Source organism: Paenibacillus sp. FSL H7-0326, assembly GCF_001955535.1.
Lineage (GTDB): Bacteria > Bacillota > Bacilli > Paenibacillales > Paenibacillaceae > Paenibacillus > Paenibacillus shunpengii.
In genome coordinates this window covers 967,456-986,930 of record NZ_MPVN01000002.1, presented here as the reverse complement: position 1 = coordinate 986,930, position 19,475 = coordinate 967,456, and the positions used below count along the sequence as shown (strand labels likewise).

Annotated in this window: 18 protein-coding genes and 2 pseudogenes; 11 read left to right on the top strand and 9 right to left on the bottom strand. The window is 42.1% G+C overall.

Going from position 1 to position 19,475, the window contains the following annotated elements:
• The first annotated feature begins 46 nt into the window (after positions 1 to 46).
• Complete coding sequence (locus BK126_RS15440; protein WP_256702861.1) at positions 47 to 4,537, top strand: GH32 C-terminal domain-containing protein; 4,491 nt, start codon at positions 47 to 49, stop codon at positions 4,535 to 4,537.
• A 163-nt stretch (positions 4,538 to 4,700) separates the two neighbouring features.
• Here BK126_RS15440 and BK126_RS15435 read toward each other — a convergent pair.
• A pseudogene (locus BK126_RS15435) lies at positions 4,701 to 5,054 on the bottom strand (manganese catalase family protein); the annotation flags it as partial.
• Positions 5,055 to 5,103: 49 nt separating this feature from the next.
• On the opposite strand from BK126_RS15435, the gene BK126_RS15430 reads away from it, so the two are divergent.
• From BK126_RS15430 to BK126_RS15390, 9 genes are all read left to right on the top strand, one after another.
• The gene (locus BK126_RS15430; RefSeq protein ID WP_483310674.1) at positions 5,104 to 6,624 is read left to right on the top strand and encodes a recombinase family protein; all 1,521 of its coding nucleotides are present in this window, start codon (positions 5,104 to 5,106) and stop codon (positions 6,622 to 6,624) included.
• A gap of 539 nt (positions 6,625 to 7,163) precedes the next feature.
• Positions 7,164 to 7,337, top strand: a complete 174-nt coding sequence (locus BK126_RS29445; RefSeq protein WP_179085548.1) for a hypothetical protein — start codon at positions 7,164 to 7,166, stop codon at positions 7,335 to 7,337.
• 7 nt (positions 7,338 to 7,344) lie between these two features.
• Positions 7,345 to 7,905: a hypothetical protein gene (locus BK126_RS15425; RefSeq protein WP_076313414.1), complete on the top strand. Its 561-nt coding sequence runs from the start codon at positions 7,345 to 7,347 to the stop codon at positions 7,903 to 7,905.
• Between the two features lie 56 nt (positions 7,906 to 7,961).
• On the top strand, positions 7,962 to 8,324 hold the full coding sequence (locus tag BK126_RS15420) for a hypothetical protein (RefSeq protein WP_076313413.1): 363 nt from the start codon (positions 7,962 to 7,964) through the stop codon (positions 8,322 to 8,324).
• A gap of 227 nt (positions 8,325 to 8,551) precedes the next feature.
• Positions 8,552 to 9,244, top strand: coding sequence for a hypothetical protein (locus tag BK126_RS15415; RefSeq protein ID WP_076313412.1), 693 nt, complete (start codon positions 8,552 to 8,554; stop codon positions 9,242 to 9,244).
• A gap of 444 nt (positions 9,245 to 9,688) precedes the next feature.
• On the top strand, positions 9,689 to 10,297 hold the full coding sequence (locus BK126_RS15405; protein ID WP_076313410.1) for a recombinase family protein: 609 nt from the start codon (positions 9,689 to 9,691) through the stop codon (positions 10,295 to 10,297).
• A 51-nt stretch (positions 10,298 to 10,348) separates the two neighbouring features.
• The gene (locus tag BK126_RS15400) at positions 10,349 to 10,555 is read left to right on the top strand and encodes a hypothetical protein (protein WP_076313409.1); all 207 of its coding nucleotides are present in this window, start codon (positions 10,349 to 10,351) and stop codon (positions 10,553 to 10,555) included.
• 329 nt (positions 10,556 to 10,884) lie between these two features.
• The gene (locus BK126_RS15395; protein WP_076313408.1) at positions 10,885 to 11,703 is read left to right on the top strand and encodes a rolling circle replication-associated protein; all 819 of its coding nucleotides are present in this window, start codon (positions 10,885 to 10,887) and stop codon (positions 11,701 to 11,703) included.
• A 117-nt stretch (positions 11,704 to 11,820) separates the two neighbouring features.
• Positions 11,821 to 12,087 (top strand): hypothetical protein, encoded by a 267-nt coding sequence (locus BK126_RS15390; RefSeq protein ID WP_076313407.1) that lies wholly within the window; start codon positions 11,821 to 11,823, stop codon positions 12,085 to 12,087.
• A 72-nt stretch (positions 12,088 to 12,159) separates the two neighbouring features.
• On the opposite strand, the pseudogene BK126_RS15385 reads toward BK126_RS15390, so the two are convergent.
• From BK126_RS15385 to BK126_RS15375, 3 genes and pseudogenes are all read right to left on the bottom strand, one after another.
• Positions 12,160 to 12,390, bottom strand: a pseudogene (locus tag BK126_RS15385) (manganese catalase family protein); the annotation flags it as partial.
• A 23-nt stretch (positions 12,391 to 12,413) separates the two neighbouring features.
• Complete coding sequence (locus BK126_RS15380) at positions 12,414 to 12,680, bottom strand: spore coat protein CotJB (RefSeq protein ID WP_076313406.1); 267 nt, start codon at positions 12,678 to 12,680, stop codon at positions 12,414 to 12,416.
• 59 nt (positions 12,681 to 12,739) lie between these two features.
• Positions 12,740 to 12,958, bottom strand: a complete 219-nt coding sequence (locus BK126_RS15375; RefSeq protein WP_076313405.1) for a spore coat associated protein CotJA — start codon at positions 12,956 to 12,958, stop codon at positions 12,740 to 12,742.
• Positions 12,959 to 13,272: 314 nt separating this feature from the next.
• Between BK126_RS15375 and BK126_RS15370 the strand changes: the two genes are divergently transcribed.
• Positions 13,273 to 13,635 carry an HIRAN domain-containing protein gene (locus BK126_RS15370; RefSeq protein ID WP_081872670.1) on the top strand — a complete coding sequence of 121 codons (363 nt, stop codon included), beginning with the start codon at positions 13,273 to 13,275 and terminating at the stop codon, positions 13,633 to 13,635.
• An 11-nt stretch (positions 13,636 to 13,646) separates the two neighbouring features.
• On the opposite strand, the gene BK126_RS15365 is transcribed toward BK126_RS15370, so the two are convergent.
• From BK126_RS15365 to BK126_RS15345, 5 genes are all read right to left on the bottom strand, one after another.
• Positions 13,647 to 14,765 (bottom strand): glycosyltransferase family 4 protein, encoded by a 1,119-nt coding sequence (locus BK126_RS15365; protein ID WP_076313404.1) that lies wholly within the window; start codon positions 14,763 to 14,765, stop codon positions 13,647 to 13,649.
• A gap of 204 nt (positions 14,766 to 14,969) precedes the next feature.
• Positions 14,970 to 16,256: a glycoside hydrolase family 27 protein gene (locus BK126_RS15360; RefSeq protein ID WP_076313403.1), complete on the bottom strand. Its 1,287-nt coding sequence runs from the start codon at positions 16,254 to 16,256 to the stop codon at positions 14,970 to 14,972.
• Positions 16,257 to 16,386: 130 nt separating this feature from the next.
• Positions 16,387 to 17,271 carry an AraC family transcriptional regulator gene (locus BK126_RS15355; RefSeq protein WP_076313402.1) on the bottom strand — a complete coding sequence of 295 codons (885 nt, stop codon included), beginning with the start codon at positions 17,269 to 17,271 and terminating at the stop codon, positions 16,387 to 16,389.
• Positions 17,272 to 17,400: 129 nt separating this feature from the next.
• Positions 17,401 to 18,465: an aliphatic sulfonate ABC transporter substrate-binding protein gene (locus BK126_RS15350; protein ID WP_076313401.1), complete on the bottom strand. Its 1,065-nt coding sequence runs from the start codon at positions 18,463 to 18,465 to the stop codon at positions 17,401 to 17,403.
• A gap of 20 nt (positions 18,466 to 18,485) precedes the next feature.
• Positions 18,486 to 19,331: an ABC transporter permease gene (locus BK126_RS15345; protein ID WP_256702874.1), complete on the bottom strand. Its 846-nt coding sequence runs from the start codon at positions 19,329 to 19,331 to the stop codon at positions 18,486 to 18,488.
• Positions 19,332 to 19,475 lie beyond the last annotated feature (144 nt).

Genomic DNA, 19,475 nt, shown 5'->3' with positions numbered 1-19,475 from the left:
CTGATATCGATTTATCTGGATACGAAATCATGAAGGAGGCTCTTGAATGAGAAAAATAAAAGCAAGGAAAAACTGGATCACGGGATTGGTCGTATGGACAATGGCTCTCCATCTTGTTGCTCCTGGAATATCATTTGCTGCCGAAAATGAAGCGGGTAGCGCGATGACTTCTAAGAATGATGTAGATGTATCTGTTACGGATGCAGTTTATCAAATCCAGAACCCTGGATTTGAAACTGGAGATCTAACGGGATGGACCGTAGTCAAAGGCAATGCTTTCGGTCCAAACAGTGTATCAGATGAAACCGTTTGGTGGGCAGAAGAAATACCGTATAACCAGGAAGGCGGTTATCATCTAAACGGTTGGAGGTATGACGAAGCTGCGACAGGTGTGATTCGTTCGAGCTCCTTCGAGCTAGGCGGAAGCGGTTGGATCAGTTTCAAGCTTGGTGGGGGTAAGAACCCAAATAAGGTATTTGTAAATATCGTGGATGCCGATACGGGACAAATCATTTCCCGGTACGGAAACAGTGCTTTCGCTGATGTTGGCTTCCCAGATCCTGAGGAGGGCATGCGGCTTGCTAACATGGAACAGTATAAGGCGGATCTTTCCGAATATATAGGAAAAAGTCTGTATGTGGAGATCGTCGATAATGCAACCACAGACTGGGGAGTGATATTTGCAGATGCATTCTTCATGTACCATGAGTCCGAACCGGCTGAAGGAATTGTCGCAAAGGATATCAAACCCGATTTTAAACGTTATCAAATCCAGAACCCTAGTTTTGAAAGTGGGGATTTGACGGGATGGACAGTCATCGAAGGGGAAGCATTCGGTCCGAACAGCGTAACGGACGAAACCACTTGGTGGTCGGAACAAATACCGTACGACCAGGAAGGCGATTATCATTTGAACGGGTGGAAGTATGACGAAGCTTCGACAGGTGTACTTCGTTCCAGTACTTTCGAGTTGGGAGGAACAGGTTGGATCAGTTTCAGACTGGGTGGGGGTAAGCATACAGATCAAGTGTATATAGAATTTATTGAAGCGGACACAGGAGATCTGATTGCAAGATACGGAAACACTGAGTTTAATGAGTCGGGGTTCCCAGATCCGGATCAGGGATTAAGAACAGCAAATATGGTCCAGTATAAAGCGGATTTATCCAAGTTTATTGGCCAAAAAATGTATGTGGAAATCATTGATCATGCAACAATGGATTGGGGACTCATTTTTGCAGATGACTTCAACACCTTCAACGAAATTGTACCAGAAATAGGCGTCATGGCGGATAACATTTTACCGACCGAAATTGCGAATCCCGGTTTTGAGACCGGAGATCTGAGAGGATGGAGAGTTGAAGGTAATACTTTTCAAGTGGCTGATAAGGCACATGAGGGTAAAGAGGGTAACTATTATGTCGAATCTTCAGTGGAAGAACAGGGTACCCTGACCTCCAATACTTTTACATTGCAAGGAACCGGAATTATTAACTTCACCGTATTGGACATCGCAGGTCATTCCGAAGAAGTATTCGTCGGCCTATATGATGCCAATAGCAATGAATTACTTACCCAGACTGGTGATGCCGCAGATAAAGGCGAAATCTCCTGGAACGTGAGAGATCACTATAACAAAAGGCTATATATAAAGGTTGTGGATCAATCCAGTGAGGCAAGTATTGCCGTTGATGTTTTCCAAGCTTATGGCAAGGGGGACATTTTCTACATCAATTTTGATGAAGGCACAGGAAAGAAGGTCCTTGAGAAAGTAAGTAACCTTGAACATGAGGTGAATTACGTATTTAACAATGCCAGATATATGGCCTCCAAGGATCCGAGATGGACTCCACGTGGAGTTAAAGGAGGTGCCCTGTTGTTCGATGGTTACTCGAATGATATTGAGATCAATGAACAGGATGTCATTCCTGCAACTGATGCTTTAACGATAGAAGCATGGGTTGCACCACGCAGCTACGAATGGGGAGACGGAAATAAGTTATCTGCAATTGTAAATCAGTCCGATCAAGACAAAGCGGAAGGTTATTCTCTAGGCATGTACCGGCACGGTACCTGGTCCTTTCAGGCCGGGATTGGTGGCCAATGGATTCAGGTTTGGGTAGAAGATCATCCACTTGAAAAATACAAATGGAACTATGTGGCAGCTACTTTTGATAAAAAGGATGGATTGATCAAGTTGTATCTAAACGGTGAGGAAGTAGCTTCTAAAGCGACCCCGGTTAATATTCCGATCACACCTTCTACAGAAAGCCTGATAATCGGTAAAAATAATAAACCGGTAGAATTGGCAGGGCTGTTTTCTTACAATATGTTCTCCGGACTTATAGATGAGGTGAAACTGCAAAATAAAGCACTTACTCATCAAGATATCCTTACTGAATATGAGAGTGTTCAAACACTTCACGGAGGTTCGATTCCTGAAATTCCAGATGGTGATATTGATGAAGATCCAAGTGTATTCAATGGTGATCAGCATCGTCCACAGTACCATGCGATCGCTCCGCAAAATTGGATGAATGAAGCCCATGCACCAATCTACTATAACGGCAAATATCATTTATTCTACCAACATAACCCGCAAGGACCTTTCTGGCATCAAATCCATTGGGGACATTGGGTAAGTGACGATATGGTTCACTGGAAAAATATGAGGCCTGCTCTTGCCCCAGAAGCCGGTACGCTTGATCCGGACGGTACATGGTCAGGCAGTGCAGCGTATGATCGAAACGGAAATCCCGTTCTATTTTATACTGCCGGTAATGATTCGCAGTCACCAAACCAAAGAACAGGGCTTGCCATGCCGGCCGATTTGTCCGATCCCAATCTGGAACAATGGGTAAAGCATCCTAGTCCCGTAACGGAGCAGAACGGTAACGGTATTCATAATGAGTTCCGGGATCCATTCGTTTGGTATGACAAAGAGGTAGACAAGTGGTACCAGTTAGTTACTTCTGGTATTCAAGATTTCAGCAGCGGCACAGCCTTGGTATATGTATCGGACGATATGTACAACTGGGAGTATAAGGGACCGTTATACGTTAGTGACAGAAGCCTTTATCCAGAGCTAGGTACTGTATGGGAACTGCCGGTCTTGCTCCCTTTAGGCAAGGATAGTACGGGCAAGGAAAAGCATATTTTTATGATCAATCCACATGAGAAGCCGGAGCATGTTCCTCCAGTAAATGATGTGCAAAGGGATGTTGAGGTCTTTTACTGGATCGGTACCTGGGACCGGGATAATTTCAGGTTTATTCCTGATCAAGACGCTCCATCCAAAATGGATGTAGGGGACGGTTACTTAACTGCAGAGAGTGGAATGGTGACTCCTGACGGAAGAACGGTCGTTTTCTCTATGGTGCAAAATGTAAGAACACCGCAAGCCGAATACCAAGCCGGATGGGCTCATAATTTAGCTTTGCCGGTCTCACTTAGCTTAGATGAGCATGATCAATTGCGTATCGAGCCAATTGAGGAATTAGAGAGTCTCCGAGGAGATAAGGCAGTTGATTTTACAGACAAAAATTTGGCTGATGCTAACCGGTTAATCGAGAATGTTAAAGGTGACATGTTAGAGATTGTTATGGAAGTCGATCCAGGTGAAGCCCAGAAATTTGGGTTAAAGGTTCGACGCTCTGATAATGGACAGGAAGAAACGCTGATATATTACGACAAGTCCGATGGGACCTTTAATGTGGATCGGAGTAAAAGCAGCATTGATCCGGATGTCCGTGTAGATGGAATTCAGGGAGGATACGTGGATTTGGATGGAGAGAATTTGAAGCTTCACATTTTCCTCGACCGTTCTGTTGTTGAAGCTTTCGCAAATTACAAGAAAAAGCTGACAACCCGCGTCTATGTAGGCCGATATGACTCCTTAGGATTACAGGTCTGGGCCGATAAAGATATTACCGTGAATTCGATGGAAGTATGGGAAATGAATGCTTTAACGGGCAATCCTGCTCCTCCTGTCGATGTACCTAACAACTGGGACAACTCCGTATATACGGATATTACAGATCTTCCGAATCATGATTTTGCTACAGGTGATTTAACAGGCTGGATTACGGAGGGAGATGCTTTCCAAGATATCCATGTAACGGATATGCCGTTTTTTTGGGACACGATTTATTTCAACCCATCGCAAAAAATCCCAGGTGGCTATCACTTATGGGGCTTCAGTGAGGAAGCCGGGGGTGACAGCTTGACGGGAACATTAAAGACACAAAACTTCGTCCTAGGCGGAAATGGTAAGATTGACTTTCTCATTAGCGGCGGCCGTGATATAGATAAACTCTATGTTTCATTGGTTCGAGTGCGGGACGGTAAAGAATTGTTTAAAGAAACGGCAACAAATTATGAAGAGTATCAACGAAAAATTTGGGATGCGTCTGAATACATTGGAGACGAATTGTATATTAAGGTCGTAGATCAATCCACAGGTGGTTTTGGGCATATTAATGTCGATGATTTTAACGTACCGGTTAAGGAGCAGAATTCGAGTTCTCATTTAGAGTAAGATGAATTTCATTATCTTTTGCTGCTTTGAAGTCTAATCCCTTCTTCTAATTAAAATGCAAAAGTGGAAAGCTTGATAAATAAATAACCAGCTGATCAATGCGATCAGCTGGTTATTTATTAAACTTACAGGTTATGTCACTCAGATTCTTGATATCTTAATGCTAAAAGTACTTCTGATGACTCCGATCATCCTTAATGATCTCGACCGCTTCACGGAAGCGCTGGGAATGTACGACCTCCCGCTCTCTGAGGTACTTGAGACCGTCCTGCAGGTCCACATCATCGGTCATGTCAATGAGCCACTGATAGGTCGCCCGCGCCTTCTCCTCAGCAGCAATATCCTCATACAGATCAGCAATCGGATCACCCTTGGCCTGAATATAGGTAGCCGTCCACGGCACGCCGGAAGCATTTTGGTAGAACAAGGCATGATCGTGATTGACGAAGTGATCTCCAAGTCCAGCCGCCTTCATCTGTTCTGGTGTCGCATCCTTCGTTAGCTTGTATATCGACAACAAAATGCAATCATGTTAATATATCGGTATAAGCTCACTATACGGAAAGGTGATACACTTGAGTAAGATCAAGAAAGTGGCGGTATACAGTCGGAAAAGTAGACCTGATGAAACCGATGATATGTTACGAAGGCAACTTGGAATTCTTATTGACATGTGCGTAAATAACGATTGGAAATTTGAAGTGTACTCTGAAGTGGGTTCATCTCAAGACATCAACCGTCCCGAACTTAATAAGATGCTTGCCAAAGTACAAAATTATGAATATGACGCTATTGTTATTACCGATCAAGACAGGTTGAGCAGGACTACTGGAGGTTTTGGTCAGATTAAAGAAATTCTAACTAACTATGGCGTACAAGTAGTCACTACCTCCAAAGTATTTGATTACAACACTCAAGAGGACGATATGATGTCCGATATGATGTCCGTTGTAGCAAAGCAGGAATATTTGAACATCAAAAAGAGGTTAGTGCGAGGCAAGCGCCAATCAGCCAAAGAAGGAAATTGGGTTGGCGGCAAGACTCCTGTCGGATACAGCTATGACCACAAATCCAAGAAGCTACATATTAACGAACATGCCCCAATCATTCAACGAATATTTGCTCTTTACTTGTCGGGGAAAACCTCCACAGATATTGAAAGAATATTCGAATTGGAAGGCATATTAACCCCGAACGGCTCGAAATGGAAGAAGGCGAGAATATCAGTGGTTCTTGCAAATCCAGTTTACAAGGGAACGGTCGTATATGGTAAAACCAAAACTTCTAAGACGAGCAAAAAGCCATCTGGTGCTCCGAGACAGTTTAAGACCGATGCTATTGAGCAAATCGTCATTGAAAATGCTCATGAGCCTATCGTGTCCATAGATGATTGGGAAAAAACAAGGGATATTAGAGAAAATCGACTGACGAAGCCACCATCAGCAAGGATTGGAAAGGTCATCTTCACAGGTCTGATCAGGTGTTCTTTATGCGGTAGGACTCACAGCTTTCAAAGGAGAAAAGGCAAGGAACTCAGGGTAACATCTTGTCAAACCAGGATATACGCAGAAGATGGAACGTATACTGTTTGTGATAACAAAGGCGTTAAGTTAGAACATTTCGAGAAGGTTTTCTTTTCAAGTTTTTCCCAATACGTTGACAAGTTGGAACAATACATTGAGGACGTAAAGGGCAACATGAAGGTAGACGAGTTTAATCCTGCCGATGAGAAAGCCATATTGACAGCTACGATCAAGAGGATTGACCAACAGATTAAGAAGGTCCAACAAGGCTTTCTTGCAGAAGTTTACACCGAGGATGAAGCACAAAAAGAGATTAAACAATTAAAGGCTCACAGAAAACACGCGGAGACACAATTGGAGCAATTGGACAATAAATCAAAAGATGATCAAGTAGACAAGTTACAAACCGTATTGGACAAGTTAAAAGATATATTAACAGGTACGATAGAAATGGAAACGAAGGAAGTTAATCACCTCTTGACCTCTCTCATTGACCATGTGGAATATAAAAGAATTGGAGATCACAAAGCAGAGATAGAGATAAAAATTCATTACAAAGGGTAAGTAAAGCAAGGACAACTGCATGATTAGTTGTCCTTGCTTTTTTACGTTCAATGATCGGCTTATCGTTAGCCGCAAGAACTGACGATTCCTGCGACGATTTGAGTTAAGTCGATGCGAAGGACGTCCTAAAATTAAGAACGTTAGGAAAGCTTCGTAGTTCTTCGCTATAATAATTTTTTCATTAAAGCAATAGTAAAACACCTTTATAATATTAATTCCTCTATAACGAAAGCTAAATGTTAAAGAGTGCACTTAAACAGTGTGCTCTTTCTTATATTATTCAAAACAATTGAATAAATACCCTTCCTTCTATTTAACTTGATTAATAGATGACACATTACGAGAAAAATAAATTATAAAAAAACATTGAATTCAGGGTCAACTATTGTACGAGTTTAAGGCTTATACTATGTAAAACAAAAATATAAAAAGCAGAAAGGAGTGCTTTCGTCCTTCATTGCATGGTTTGTTGTCGTCAAACATCTTACCCAATGAAGGAACAAGGCCTCTTTTTAATTTGAAAGGAGTTCAATCTCATAATGAATGAAGAAGCACGCCAAGCAAGGAACAAGTATTTTAGAGAATATCGGAAGAAAAATCCTGAAAAAGTGAAAGAGTATAGACGAAAATGGCGTAAAGAAAATCGTGAAAAAGTGAAGCAATATCAAGAACGATATTGGGAAAAGAAATTAAAAAATGAAAAGGAAGCGTGATTAGGAAATGCAAAAATTAATAGAGAAATTAAAAGCTGATAAATTGACATTTGGCGCAGAAATAACTAACCGTAAAATGATGTGGTTGGAAGAAGAAAAGAAACTGGAAGAATTGAAAGCGAAAGTAAAGCATCTTACGTTGACACATGCGCCTGTGCAAGAACTGGATGATGTATATGAAGAAATAAGTAAGCAAGAAATCATTGTTGGTCGCCGGAAAAACGAATATGAGCTAATTTCAGAGAATTCCGTATTCGAGTTTTCTTTGCCAATGGAAGAAATTTTGCAGCGTATTAATGAATACAAAGAAAAAGAGAAGGCTTATTGTGATTCTATTCTTGAAGAAGCACTTCAAAAGAAGAAAGAATACCTTGATTTAATAAGAGAATTAGAAAATCGGGTTGATTTTAATCGGAAGGATATCAATGTTGTAAATGGTTTAATGGCGGAAGTTAATGGTCCTAAATTACCGATGCCTAATTTATGGAGTATGTATAGAGAAAAAGCTTCTCCAAATTCATTATCTATTCCAGCAATTCCGATCAAGCATAAGGAAGCATGGGGGTAATGTAAATGACTAAAATGAAAATGTATTTGATTAAGAAGAAAAGCGAGGGGTTATGAATGGAATTATCATACAAAAGGTTTACTGAACTAAGAAAGTCAATAATTGATATTCAAGATAAAATCATCATGGAAACCAACAATTTCAAATATGTAAAAGAATTTGAAATGAATATAGTTCCTTTACTTAAAGAACATTCATTTTTGCATGAAGAATTTAATGATTATGTTCTTCATGGGGGCGGAATCAAAAGAATAGCAATCGAATTCCAAGATTATTATGGTAGAGTTGAACGAGATTTTATTAAACCTTGTTTCACTGATTATGCCTTTACTTTAATAAGATCAAATCCTGATGAAAAACTATCTGATGAAGCAATTGAAGTGTTTAAAACACATTTAAACATACAATACAAAGATTAATAAAAGACGCCCCTTTTGTCCATCTAAAACAAGTATAACCCTTATAAATTAAGGGCTTTTTGTGTTTTGAAGGAGGAACTAAACCGTACACATATAAGAGTTGAACAATAACATACAACAATAACATACAACAATAACAATTAATCAAAGCCAAGCTACACGAGATGAGCAAAGGAAAATCCTAAACTCAGACCGTGTAGCTTTTTTGTGGTAAGGAGGGAAGTAAAGTGACCGACCAAAATAATATTGCTTGGACGACCGGAGAAAGGGACAAGAGGAAGGATATTCCGGGTTTAAAGAACACGCCCATATGCTCTGCAGTAAGCAGACGAACAGGGAATCCATGTAAGGCAAAAGCTATGTCCAATGGCAAGTGCTATCATCACGGGGGGAAAACGAATCCGGAAGTCATTTCAAAAGCTATGATGGGAAATGAAAATGCAGTGAAGACACATGCTCATCAACGATTAGTGCATGGTGCATTTAAAGATGATGAACTTGACTACATTGATAACGAAGAAAAGCTTTCTCCTTTGGAATCAGCATATTTCAATAGAGATGTATTGATCGTTCGTTTATTGCGTATGCAAAAGCGATATGAATTATTACAAGAGAAGTATGGAGAAGATGGTTTGAAGCTTGTTACGATTGAAGAAGAACGCGGTACAACTGCTTCCAAATACAAGCGAACCAATACAAGAAAAGAAGTGCGCTCTGATATCACAGGACAAATACTTGCACTCGAATCGGAAATGTCTAAAGTTCAAGGGCAAATAATTAAACAAGATAATACAATCGCCCAATTAGAAGCACAAAACGGAACACCGGAAAATACGACCGGAGCTGAAATATTTATTTCGGCATTAAACAATGCAGCCAAATCTGCTTGGATATCATATCGTAAGAAAGAAGATGAATAATATGACGTGTGTAGAAACCTTGTTAGATTCTGCAGTAATAAAGATTAGGTGTGCCCAACGCCGAACCATGAAGAAGATAAATGAATTGGACAAGGAAGGCTTACATAACCTTCCACAAATTATGGTTTATGAAGAGGAAATGAATATACTTCATGATACAATGTTGTGGCTTCTTGAAAAGAAATTTGAATTGGATCGGTCGAAGAAAGTAATTAATTTTATAATATCGAATGAATAAGCTTACACGGCATGCCGTCCTAATTGATATTAGCGACAGCATGCCTTCTTTTTTTATTTATATGTCGTAAAGCATGCCTTTTGACACACTAAAAAACTTATTCAAAAGCACATTTCAAAAATCCATAAAAATAGTTTTGACATATTTCAAAAGTCTGATATGATAATTGACATAAACAAATGCAAATCATTTAAAGGAGGTAACATATGAAGTTTGGATATGTTCGTGTATCAACTAAAGACCAAAATATTGATCGACAAGTAACCAAAATGCAAGATAAGGGGATTGAAGAGCGTTACATCTTTATGGACAAGCAATCAGGTAAAAGTTTTGACCGTCCTAATTATCAAGCCATGCGGTTAATGGTACGGCAAGGAGATGAAGTTTACCTTGATGCTTTAGACCGATTAGGAAGAGATTATGACGGCATTATAACTGAATGGAAGTACATTACAAGAGAAGTCGGAGCCGACATAATTGTTCTTGAAAATGAAAGTTTGTTCGACAGCCGAAAATTTAAAAGTATGGGCGACCTCGGTAAGTTGTTGGAAGATCAATTCCTTTCCATGCTTTCATATGTCGCTGAACAAGAACGGAAGAAGAACAATGCAAGACAAGCCGAAGGCATTGTAGAAGCTCGTAAAAAAGGCGTTAAATTCGGAAGACCTAAACAAGAGATAAGCCAAGCATTTAAAGATGAATATGCCAAGTGGAAATCCGAAGAAATAACAGCGACTCAAGCCATGAAGAACTTGGACATGAAGCCGAATACCTTTTATAGACGTGTTAAGGAATATGAAGAATCCAATAAGTGAACTAACCCTTGAACCCTTTAAAAAACTTAAAACCCTTGGAGGATGATTATTATGACAAAGCGTGAAATAAGAGATTACGGAAGAACATTATTGCAATTGGCTAAACTGTCCAAGAAGGATGATCAGAAAGCGCAAGAATATGCTTTGCAAGCCATGCAAGCGGTCGAAGATCAATTAGAAACCAACAAAAAAGCAGTGGAATTGTACAAAAAGGCCGAAGAGATTTATAAAAAGAGATCAAAGCAGATGACAGCATGACACAATCTAAATATCCCTTGAAGGTTAATCCTTCAGGGGATTTTTTATTAATGTATTGAATGAGATTTGTCGCAAGCATGTAATAAGTCATAGTGTATCGGGAAACGTCGTAGCTTTATAGCTGTGACGTTTTTTTATTGATTGAATATGAAAGGTTGAATTAAGTCTTCGACTCGCTAAATCGAAATCTAAGCGCATGCGAGTGCACTTAAAATAACCTGCTCTTTTTTTATATAAAAATTATACAAGTACGCCCGAATCATTTTCTTCCTTCTATTTAACTTGATTAATAGATGACACATTACGAGAAAGTTAGGAAGCGATAATCAATGAATAAAAGAATTGAAAGAATACAAGGTACAAGCATATCAGAATCACAAATGGTTACAGTTAAAACAATGCGAGATTATGTTGAAGTGACTGCAGTTGATAAAGCAAATAGAGGATTAAGTAAGAATAAAAAGCTATCCAAGGACGAATACGTTAATACTGAAACTGGTGAGATTCATCAATATAAAAATACCAATGTTGGTACAGGTAAAAGTATAGAGAGTGCAAGGAAATCTACAAATATGATCAATGACTTGATTCACAATAACTTTCAAGCAAAGAAAAATGAATGGTTTGCCACTTTAACTTATCGTGAAAACATGAAATGTACTAAGCAGCTTTACGAAGATTTTGAAAAGTTTTGGAAAAGGCTGAAGTATGAGTATGGAAAAAACATTGATTATATTTCAATTGCTGAACCACATGAAGATGGATCTTGGCATTTGCATGTGTTGATAAGGTTCAATGACAAAGAAGAAATCGCTATAAAACCAAGTGATATAAATGATCTTTGGGGGAAAGGTTATGTTTCATTAAAGGAGATTTATGACGTTCCAGGATTAGCGGGATACCTTTCAAAGGGAAAGAGACTTAAGCATTATCCTCCCGGAATGAAGATGTACAGATCAAGCAGAGGAATTAAAAAACCGAAGAAGGAAAAAGTTCCTTATGGTCAACTGAAAGAAAGAATCGAGGATGCGACCCTCGATTCTTCTTATACGGACAACATATACGATAAGAATACGAACCGTTTGATGAATACAATTAGTAAGGAAAAGTATAACATGAAACAAAAATTAGGGATAGTTGGAAGTTAATCCTCCGCCCATCTTTTTAGTGAATATATAATGATTATTTTATTTTTGGACGCACTTAAAAATATGCGTTCTTTTTTTATATGTCATTTAAACATCATGAAAGGATGAATGAATGGCATGAAAATCAATGCAGAAAGAAATAAACTGCCGATGATTACAACCTCGAATCGGGACAAGCGGAACATTCATATACATCATTATCCAACTAAGCAAGAGGTGATATTCACCATGGAAGAATCGAATACCACGGAAGAATCACAAGCAGACATTGATGATGACAAGACCGTTATCGTAGAAGGAATCGGCAAAGCTACAAGCGTTGGAGAATTGAATATGAAGATGTTTATCACTGTGGCAATGGGATTACCATCCTTTTGGAAATAAAGGGGCAATAGCTTTTTAAGCCATCGCCCCTTTATTTGACCTTTTTAACAGTTGCATTTTAGTTATGATATATTTGTAAACCATAGTGGCAATCATCTCTAGGTGGGCAAACTCTTCAGTTCCGATATCCGTCAGCAGTCCGATGACTTTGTCGGGAATGGTGTACCGCTGATTCAAGTAACGCAGCGCTGCAGCCAGTTCTCCGTCAGCACCTCCGTATTGCTCAAGCAGAAATTTGGCCATCATGGGATCGCATTTGCTTACGCGAACGGGATATTGCAGTTTTTTATCGTATACCCACATGGTATGAATTTGCCTCCTTTACGTTAGACTTGCCATGGCCAAGGGGATTTGGCCCATTGCCAGGAAGACTGCTGTGCTCCGCTTTGACCGTATTGAAGCAAGGGACCGTACAGAGCCTCAAACTGATCGGCCAGCTCTCTTCTCGTTTTGGCATACAAATTGAACTGCTCAAGTGCGGCAGCATCATCAGGATGCGTATCCAAATATAAGGTCAACTCGACAAGCACAAAATCCAGCGCCTGCAGCTCGTGCAGCAATTTGTAATAGTTTTCGTCAACCGTATGATTCACATCTACTCGCCCCTTTCTTATCAGGTTGTTGCTCGGGTCCAGTGCAAGAGTTGCTCTAGTTACTTGCTCTTTGGCGGATCATACGGGCTATATAGTGCTTTCCACAACGTACCGTATTTCAACGCGTCAAATGCACTGAACTGGGGCAGGTTAGGCGGCTGAAATCCTAGATATAGATTGGGCGGTGTGCTGTAGTATTTCACACGAATCGGGGGGCACGGATCAAACGGACCAACAAAGGGCTCATACGATTTAAACTGTGAGTGGGAAGAATTCATGAAGCTTGATCAACACCTTTCTCTAAAGTAGAGAGCAATGGAATCTGTAAGATGTATATGCCAGTCAGTTTTGTCCACATACGTATAATAAAAAGGAATGAACTATTTGCGTATTTGCGAAAGTTTAACATGGTAATACGATAAAATATGAAATAAAAATTCCGTATCTGTTATATAATATCAGGTCTTAAGGTCCGTATTTTCGATTTATATTTTTATAAAATAGTTCAAAAGTTTTGTTTTTTCTGTAAAAAAACCTAAAACGGTTACCGATAAACTTATCATTGACTACTACGAGCAAAGGAGGTATTTACGTGCATAAAAAAGTTTATGCCGCCATAACAGATATGAAGAACCATCGGTACTCCTCTAAATTACGAGTAGGAGAGCCTGTTTTTCTAATTAAAGATCCAGATAACTTGTCCGACTCTGAAGCGATTCGCGTTGTTCTGCCTCCTCATGGACAAATCGGTTACATAGCAAATAGTCCGGAAATCGTACCCAGAGGCTGCTGCAGCGCAGGAAGAATATACGATACCTTCAAGCAGCAAACACTGGGTATAGTACAGTTTATTTTTCAAGATATGGCGATTATCGAGCTTAGAGAAGTGACCTCTATGCCAGGGGCGGAAGAGAAGGAAGTCTTCATTATGTATCGAACATCCGAAAGGATCTAGAGATTGAAGCCTTATCCTTCGTTGCCCGTTAAGTGCTGGTAGGTGGCTTCCAGCCGCGAAGCTGTTGCTTGCCAGGTATAATGGAGCAGTGCTTTCTCTCTCCCGTTTGCTCCCATGGACTGAGCCAGCTCAGGGTGCTTAGCAAGCCTAGCAAGCCGATTAGCAAAGCCAAGCGGATTCTTATAATGTGTAACTAAAAATCCGTCATGACCATCTTCGATGATTTCACGGATTCCTCCATTTTTGGAAGCAATGACCGGGATACCGGAAGCCAGCGCCTCTACGTTAACCAGTCCAAACGCTTCATGCTTCTGAGAAGGGCATACAATGCAGTCTGCAAGCGGGTACAGCTGGTGGATTTGTTCATGCTGAATTTCACCTAGAAAAAGGAGCTCAATTCGTAGTGCTTTGGCAAGCTGTTTAAGTCGCGCAGGATAGGCTGCGTTCTTGCTCTTGCCGGCAATGATGAGCCGGGTCCTGATGGAAGGCTGTATTCGATAGAGGGCCCGCAGGATAACCGGAATTCCTTTTTGAGGGATGACTCTGCCAACAAACAGTACATTAAAACGATCTCGGGATATACCATAGCGCTTCATATGAACTTGTTTTTCTTCCATAGTTAGAGGCTTGAAGCGATGAATATCGACGCCCAAAGGTATCGTTATGATGCGATCGGAGGATAGAGAGAATCGGCTTATAATCCGTCTTTTCAAAGAGCGGCTGTTTGCGATAATAAGATCGGCTTTTTGTAGAAGGGAAGAGATCGAAGTGGACTTTGGGACAAAGGTCAAGGAGTGGAGAAAGAGAGCTACGGGCTTATCTGGAAAAGCCAGTTTAATCTTTGCCATGCAGCGGGGACGGTTATCTACTTGAATGAGATCCACATGATCCAGCGTTTGGATGCACTTAATTACCTCCTCTGCATAATCCTTTCTACTGAGAGCTGGTACTCTTTTGATGACGAGATGATCATTCATAGATGTCTCAATAGGAAGCTGCGGTGTTAATTTGCTAATTATCGTAATTTGATGGTGTACCGAGAGCTCCCTGGCGATGGCGAGCATGCAGATTTCTACAGAACCGCTTCCCGGCAGGGGGAATTGCTCAGGGCTAACCATCACGATATGCATGTATAATGCTCCTTTCCGTTTGTCATCTCTATAAAAACGAGTCGAAGAGATATGGCTCAATCCTGAGTTATATATATGCTGCCAGGTAATGAGGAGTTAGCAAATCGGGCAGATATCAGAGCGAATTCCAAGGGACAGTAAGAAAACCGTACCCCTCATAACTCATAGGGAGCACGGTTTTTTCGTGTGTGAATTGTTTCTTATTTAAAAGGAGATTCGGTATAATACCGCACCATGGGTGGGAACTTCCGCTTTAATGACTCCGCTCTCAGAACGTGTCCCACTTCCACTCCACAGATCCACAAGCTCTACATCCTGACCCTGAATACCCAACGCGTTGAGACTAACGACGATTTCATTCGCCGTTTCCCCAATGTTAAACATTGCAACATATACCGTGTTGTCACCTTCCTGCGCAGTCCATACTACACTATGCTCTGTGCGGTTCAGCTGTTTGGCATCATGACTATGCTGATGCATGTGCAGAACCTCTTGATTCGTCATCAGGGACAATGTCCAGTCATCATTATCGCGCAGTTCTCCCCCAAACATGAGTGGGGAGCGGAAGATGGACCACAGGGTCATCATCGTAATCTGCTCATCCTTCGTAAATCGGGTCCACCGGTCACTGCCACCGCCATCGACGGAACGAATCCCGATATGACCGAGCGGCAGCATATCACAATCCGGCCAGTTGCCGGGAGCAGGACGGCCTTCCCAGGCCTTGCAGCGGTCGAACATATCCAGCAGCAGGCTCCAATGATCCCAGAAATCATCTGTCATTCGCCACATGTTGGCGTACTGTTCCAGATAATCGGCATGCTCTATTTGGGCAGGACCCGGCGAGAGACTGAGTACCATTTCACGCCCACAGTGTTCAATGGCATCATGAATTAACTGGATCTCCGGCAGGTGAGGGTCGTACAGGCGGGAAGCCGCAATATCATCGACTTTAACGAAATCAACGCCCCATTCGGCATACAATTCAAACAGTGATCGATAGTAGGCAGCTGCCCCTTCCTGGGAAGCATCGACACCGTACATATCCGTATTCCAGGGACAGATGGAGTTCGGATGGGCGATATCTCTTGCATTCTGCTCGGAGCCCTTAATCTTCGTTGCCGCGTGAGCAGCTTGTCTGGGAATTCCCCGCATGATATGAATTCCGAATTTGAGTCCTAGGCTGTGTACATAGTCTGCGAGCGGTTTGAAGCCAGCTCCGCCCTGTGCAGAAGGGAAGCGATTGACGGCCGGCATCAGACGTGAATATTCATCCATTTCAAGCGGGACAAATTTCCGGTAGATGGATGAATTGGCATGCGGCTCATACCACTGTATATCGACAACGACGTATTCCCAGCCATAAGGCTTTAAGTGCTTGGCCATATATTCCGCATTGCCTCTGATCTCGGCTTCCGTGACCGCTGCTCCGTAACAATCCCAGCTGTTCCAGCCCATAGGCGGTGTCTTGGCATAATCTCGATGTGACATATTGATCTTCTCCTTTGCCTCTCATGTATTGAAATCTAAATAATAAAAAATAGCTCTTATTCAATATTGTAGAAGGCAGGGAGTACCGAAATCTATAATAATAAAACGTGTTTAATAGTAAAATATTGCTCTAATCAAAGAAGAGGCGGTCATAATTTAACCGGTGGTCTCGTTCACGGAAAGATCCTGGGGTATGTCCCGTTTTGTGATGAAAGACTCGAATGAAATAGCTGCTGCTCGAAAAACCTGCTGCTTCAGCGACCTGTGCAACACTCAAATCAGGTCTTCTGAGCAGTTCCACTGCCCTTTCGAGTCTGATTTTGTTTAGATATTCATTTGGAGTCATACCCACCGTACGAGAGAAGAGCCGGAGTAAGTGATACTTGGAGATGTGCAGTTCACTTGCAAGCTGATCCAGGCTGATGATCTGGTCGTAATTGGACTCGAGATAATCTACAGCAAGCCGGATGCTGTCCGGCCAGCCGTCTCGATGCTTGTGCTCATGGCTCGCATATCTGCTGAGCTCGAGTATAAATTGATAGACCAGTGAGGATGCATGGTAAGGATCTGTAATTCGACCAGCTCTTGCTTCTGTATATATTTCGCGCAGCAGCTTTACCGGACGGCTTACCGGAGGAAGAGAGGGGACGCTGCCGAGCTTTTGCTTTATTTCTTCCCAGAACGGGGCAATCAAGGCAGGACGAATTAACATGAAATAAAATTCCCACGGTTCATTTCCTTCACTCCAATAATACTCGTGAGTACCCGGAATTTCCGCTAAAAAAGCACTGCCAGAAGTCATTTCGAAGGCTTGTTCATTTAATCGGAACATACCTTGGCCCTCAGTGGTGTATTGAATCAGGAATAACGGACCGTCCGTACGCTCGAGCCCATTCCAGTAGTAATCCGTATGATTGATCTTATCGAAGCCAACCGCATAGAGGTAGCAGAAAGGATACTGTAGAGCTTCCGTGAAACGAAACCCATAGATGCCGTAAGGTTTATCTGTTTTCATCAAGTGCCTCCATTATTGTCATGGAAATACCCCTGCACTCTTCAACATGCAGGGGTGAACATACATGATCCTATTTTAAGGGAATGGAAGAAGAAAACCAATGGGGCTGAACGAGATGCGATTAACTCTTTAATTTGTATCTGTTTCTGGCTTTCCTTCTTCATCAAGCTCCTTAAGCGCTTGTTCAATATATTTGTTCTCAAGGACTAAGGAAGTGTCGAGCTGTTTGTCGATCGCATCAATGGAATAGAGGAAGTCTGCCTGTTCCTGATGTGCCTCTGCAAATTCAGGTGTAATGGGAGATAGCAGAGAGGTGTTGTTATCCAGAATCTTCACCAGCATGTCTGCGTCCACATTCTTGGTTTGTCCAAAATGGGCAGCAACCTCCTGGGTATGACTCTCATAATACTGCCTTACCTGTTCGTAGGTTTTGAGAAAAGTAACCGTCAGCTCCGGATGAGCCTCAATAAAGTCGGTACGTGCGATGAGAAAACCGGGTGCCAATATGTTCAATTGTTCTCCGTCAACAAGAACCTGCGCACCTGTCTGCGTGGTGGCTGTTGTTACATAGGGCTCCCAGACAGACCATGCGTCGACTGCTTTGGAGTCGAGGGCAGGCCTTGCTTCATCCGGCTGAAGCTGGATCAGCTCGATGTCATCTCCGGTAAGTCCCACGGTATTAATGACCTGGAATAAGAAATTGTAGGCACTGCTGCCTTTGGCAACGGCAATTTTCTTGCCTTTCAAATCTTCAATGCGCTGGATATCACTGCCCTCAGGCACGAGAATGGCATTTCCTTTCTTACCATCACCGGTGACAGCTATCGCTTTAAAGTCGATCCCACCGGTCTGACCTGCAATGACAGGCGTACCGCCTGTACTGCCAAAATCCAGTCTGCCTGATGCGAGTGCTTCAAAATGGGGTGGGCCGCTCGCGAACTCATGCCATCTTACCTCGGCACCGACCTTTTCAAAAGCTTTTTCAAATGCCTTCGTGTCTCTTGCATAGGAGAAAATGCCAGTGGCGCCTTGAACTCCAATATTGATGACAACTTTATCTCCGGGGCTGACGGCTCCTGCCACATCTGCAGCATTGCCGCCTTGATTGGCACAACCATTCAGTATGAGCAGGACCATGAGCGCTGCAAGTATGAATGTGATACTGCGTCGTTTTTTCTTAAATTGTTCAGACATCGTTATCAAGCTCCTCTCATTTATCCATTGAAGCTGTCCCGCCAGCGAAGCAGCTTTCTTTCTAAATACCGGACGAAGGAATCCGTGATTTTTCCTACCGCGGCAAAGATGATAATACCGACAAAAACCACAGACGTCTGTGTGAATTGACGTGCATCCTGTATCATGTATCCGATTCCCTCACTTGAGCCCATCAGCTCAGCCACAACAAGTCCCAGCCAAGCAACGCCGAGAGATAAACGGAGCCCTAGCAGGATGTTAGGCAGTGCAGCGGGCAACACGAGCCGGATCAACTGCTTGAAACGACTGAACTCGAGCACCTTCGCAACCTCAAACAGCTTAAGATCGACTCCGCGAATACCTAGAAAGGTATTTACATACATCGGGAAAAAGGCGCCTTTGGCAATAAGCAATATTTTGGAGGTCTCACCAAAACCGAACCATAGAATAAATAACGGAGTGAGTGCCAAATGGGGGATCATGCGCAGCATTTGAAAGGTGGGGTCTAAGGTCTGCTCGAACCGGCGCAGGAAGCCGACAAGGGTCCCGAATAAGAGACCTAGCCCAGCACCCAATAGAAATCCGCTTGCTGCTCTAGCGATACTGATTTGCATGTGACCAAACAGCTCGCCCGAGATGATCAGGTCTCTGAAGGATAATGCAATTTGCAGCGGGGTAGGGAGCATGGTGCTTGAGATCCAACCTAAGCCTCCTGTGATCTGCCATAGAATCAGAATGGAGCCTGGAACGAGAAAGCCTAACAGAATGGAGCTGAGATGACTTGTTCTTGAAGCTTTAGCGTTAGGGTGTTTATTACTTGTGGCTGCAGGCTTTATTTTGGTGCCTAAAGACTTTCCTTGCTCAATCATAAGCTGACCTCCTTAATGGGGTGGATGATGGGACATACGGTGTGTGGGGAAAAATGGGTACAAAAAAGAGGCATCTTCATATATCGAAAATGCCTCCGTTTGTACGGTAGACGGTGAGAACAACGTCAAATCATATAATTC

What these genes read in the sequence shown, in the direction of transcription:
- BK126_RS15440 (WP_256702861.1), top strand. Translation starts at nt 47, where the DNA reads ATGAGAAAAATAAAAGCAAGGAAAAACTGGATCACGGGATTGGTCGTA.
- BK126_RS29445 (WP_179085548.1), top strand. Translation starts at nt 7,164, where the DNA reads ATGAATGAAGAAGCACGCCAAGCAAGGAACAAGTATTTTAGAGAATAT.
- BK126_RS15425 (WP_076313414.1), top strand. Translation starts at nt 7,345, where the DNA reads ATGCAAAAATTAATAGAGAAATTAAAAGCTGATAAATTGACATTTGGC.
- BK126_RS15420 (WP_076313413.1), top strand. Translation starts at nt 7,962, where the DNA reads ATGGAATTATCATACAAAAGGTTTACTGAACTAAGAAAGTCAATAATT.
- BK126_RS15405 (WP_076313410.1), top strand. Translation starts at nt 9,689, where the DNA reads ATGAAGTTTGGATATGTTCGTGTATCAACTAAAGACCAAAATATTGAT.
- BK126_RS15400 (WP_076313409.1), top strand. Translation starts at nt 10,349, where the DNA reads ATGACAAAGCGTGAAATAAGAGATTACGGAAGAACATTATTGCAATTG.
- BK126_RS15395 (WP_076313408.1), top strand. Translation starts at nt 10,885, where the DNA reads ATGAATAAAAGAATTGAAAGAATACAAGGTACAAGCATATCAGAATCA.
- BK126_RS15390 (WP_076313407.1), top strand. Translation starts at nt 11,821, where the DNA reads ATGAAAATCAATGCAGAAAGAAATAAACTGCCGATGATTACAACCTCG.
- BK126_RS15375 (WP_076313405.1), bottom strand. Translation starts at nt 12,958, where the DNA reads ATGAATTCTTCCCACTCACAGTTTAAATCGTATGAGCCCTTTGTTGGT.
- BK126_RS15365 (WP_076313404.1), bottom strand. Translation starts at nt 14,765, where the DNA reads ATGCATATCGTGATGGTTAGCCCTGAGCAATTCCCCCTGCCGGGAAGC.
- BK126_RS15360 (WP_076313403.1), bottom strand. Translation starts at nt 16,256, where the DNA reads ATGTCACATCGAGATTATGCCAAGACACCGCCTATGGGCTGGAACAGC.
- BK126_RS15355 (WP_076313402.1), bottom strand. Translation starts at nt 17,271, where the DNA reads ATGAAAACAGATAAACCTTACGGCATCTATGGGTTTCGTTTCACGGAA.
- BK126_RS15350 (WP_076313401.1), bottom strand. Translation starts at nt 18,465, where the DNA reads ATGTCTGAACAATTTAAGAAAAAACGACGCAGTATCACATTCATACTT.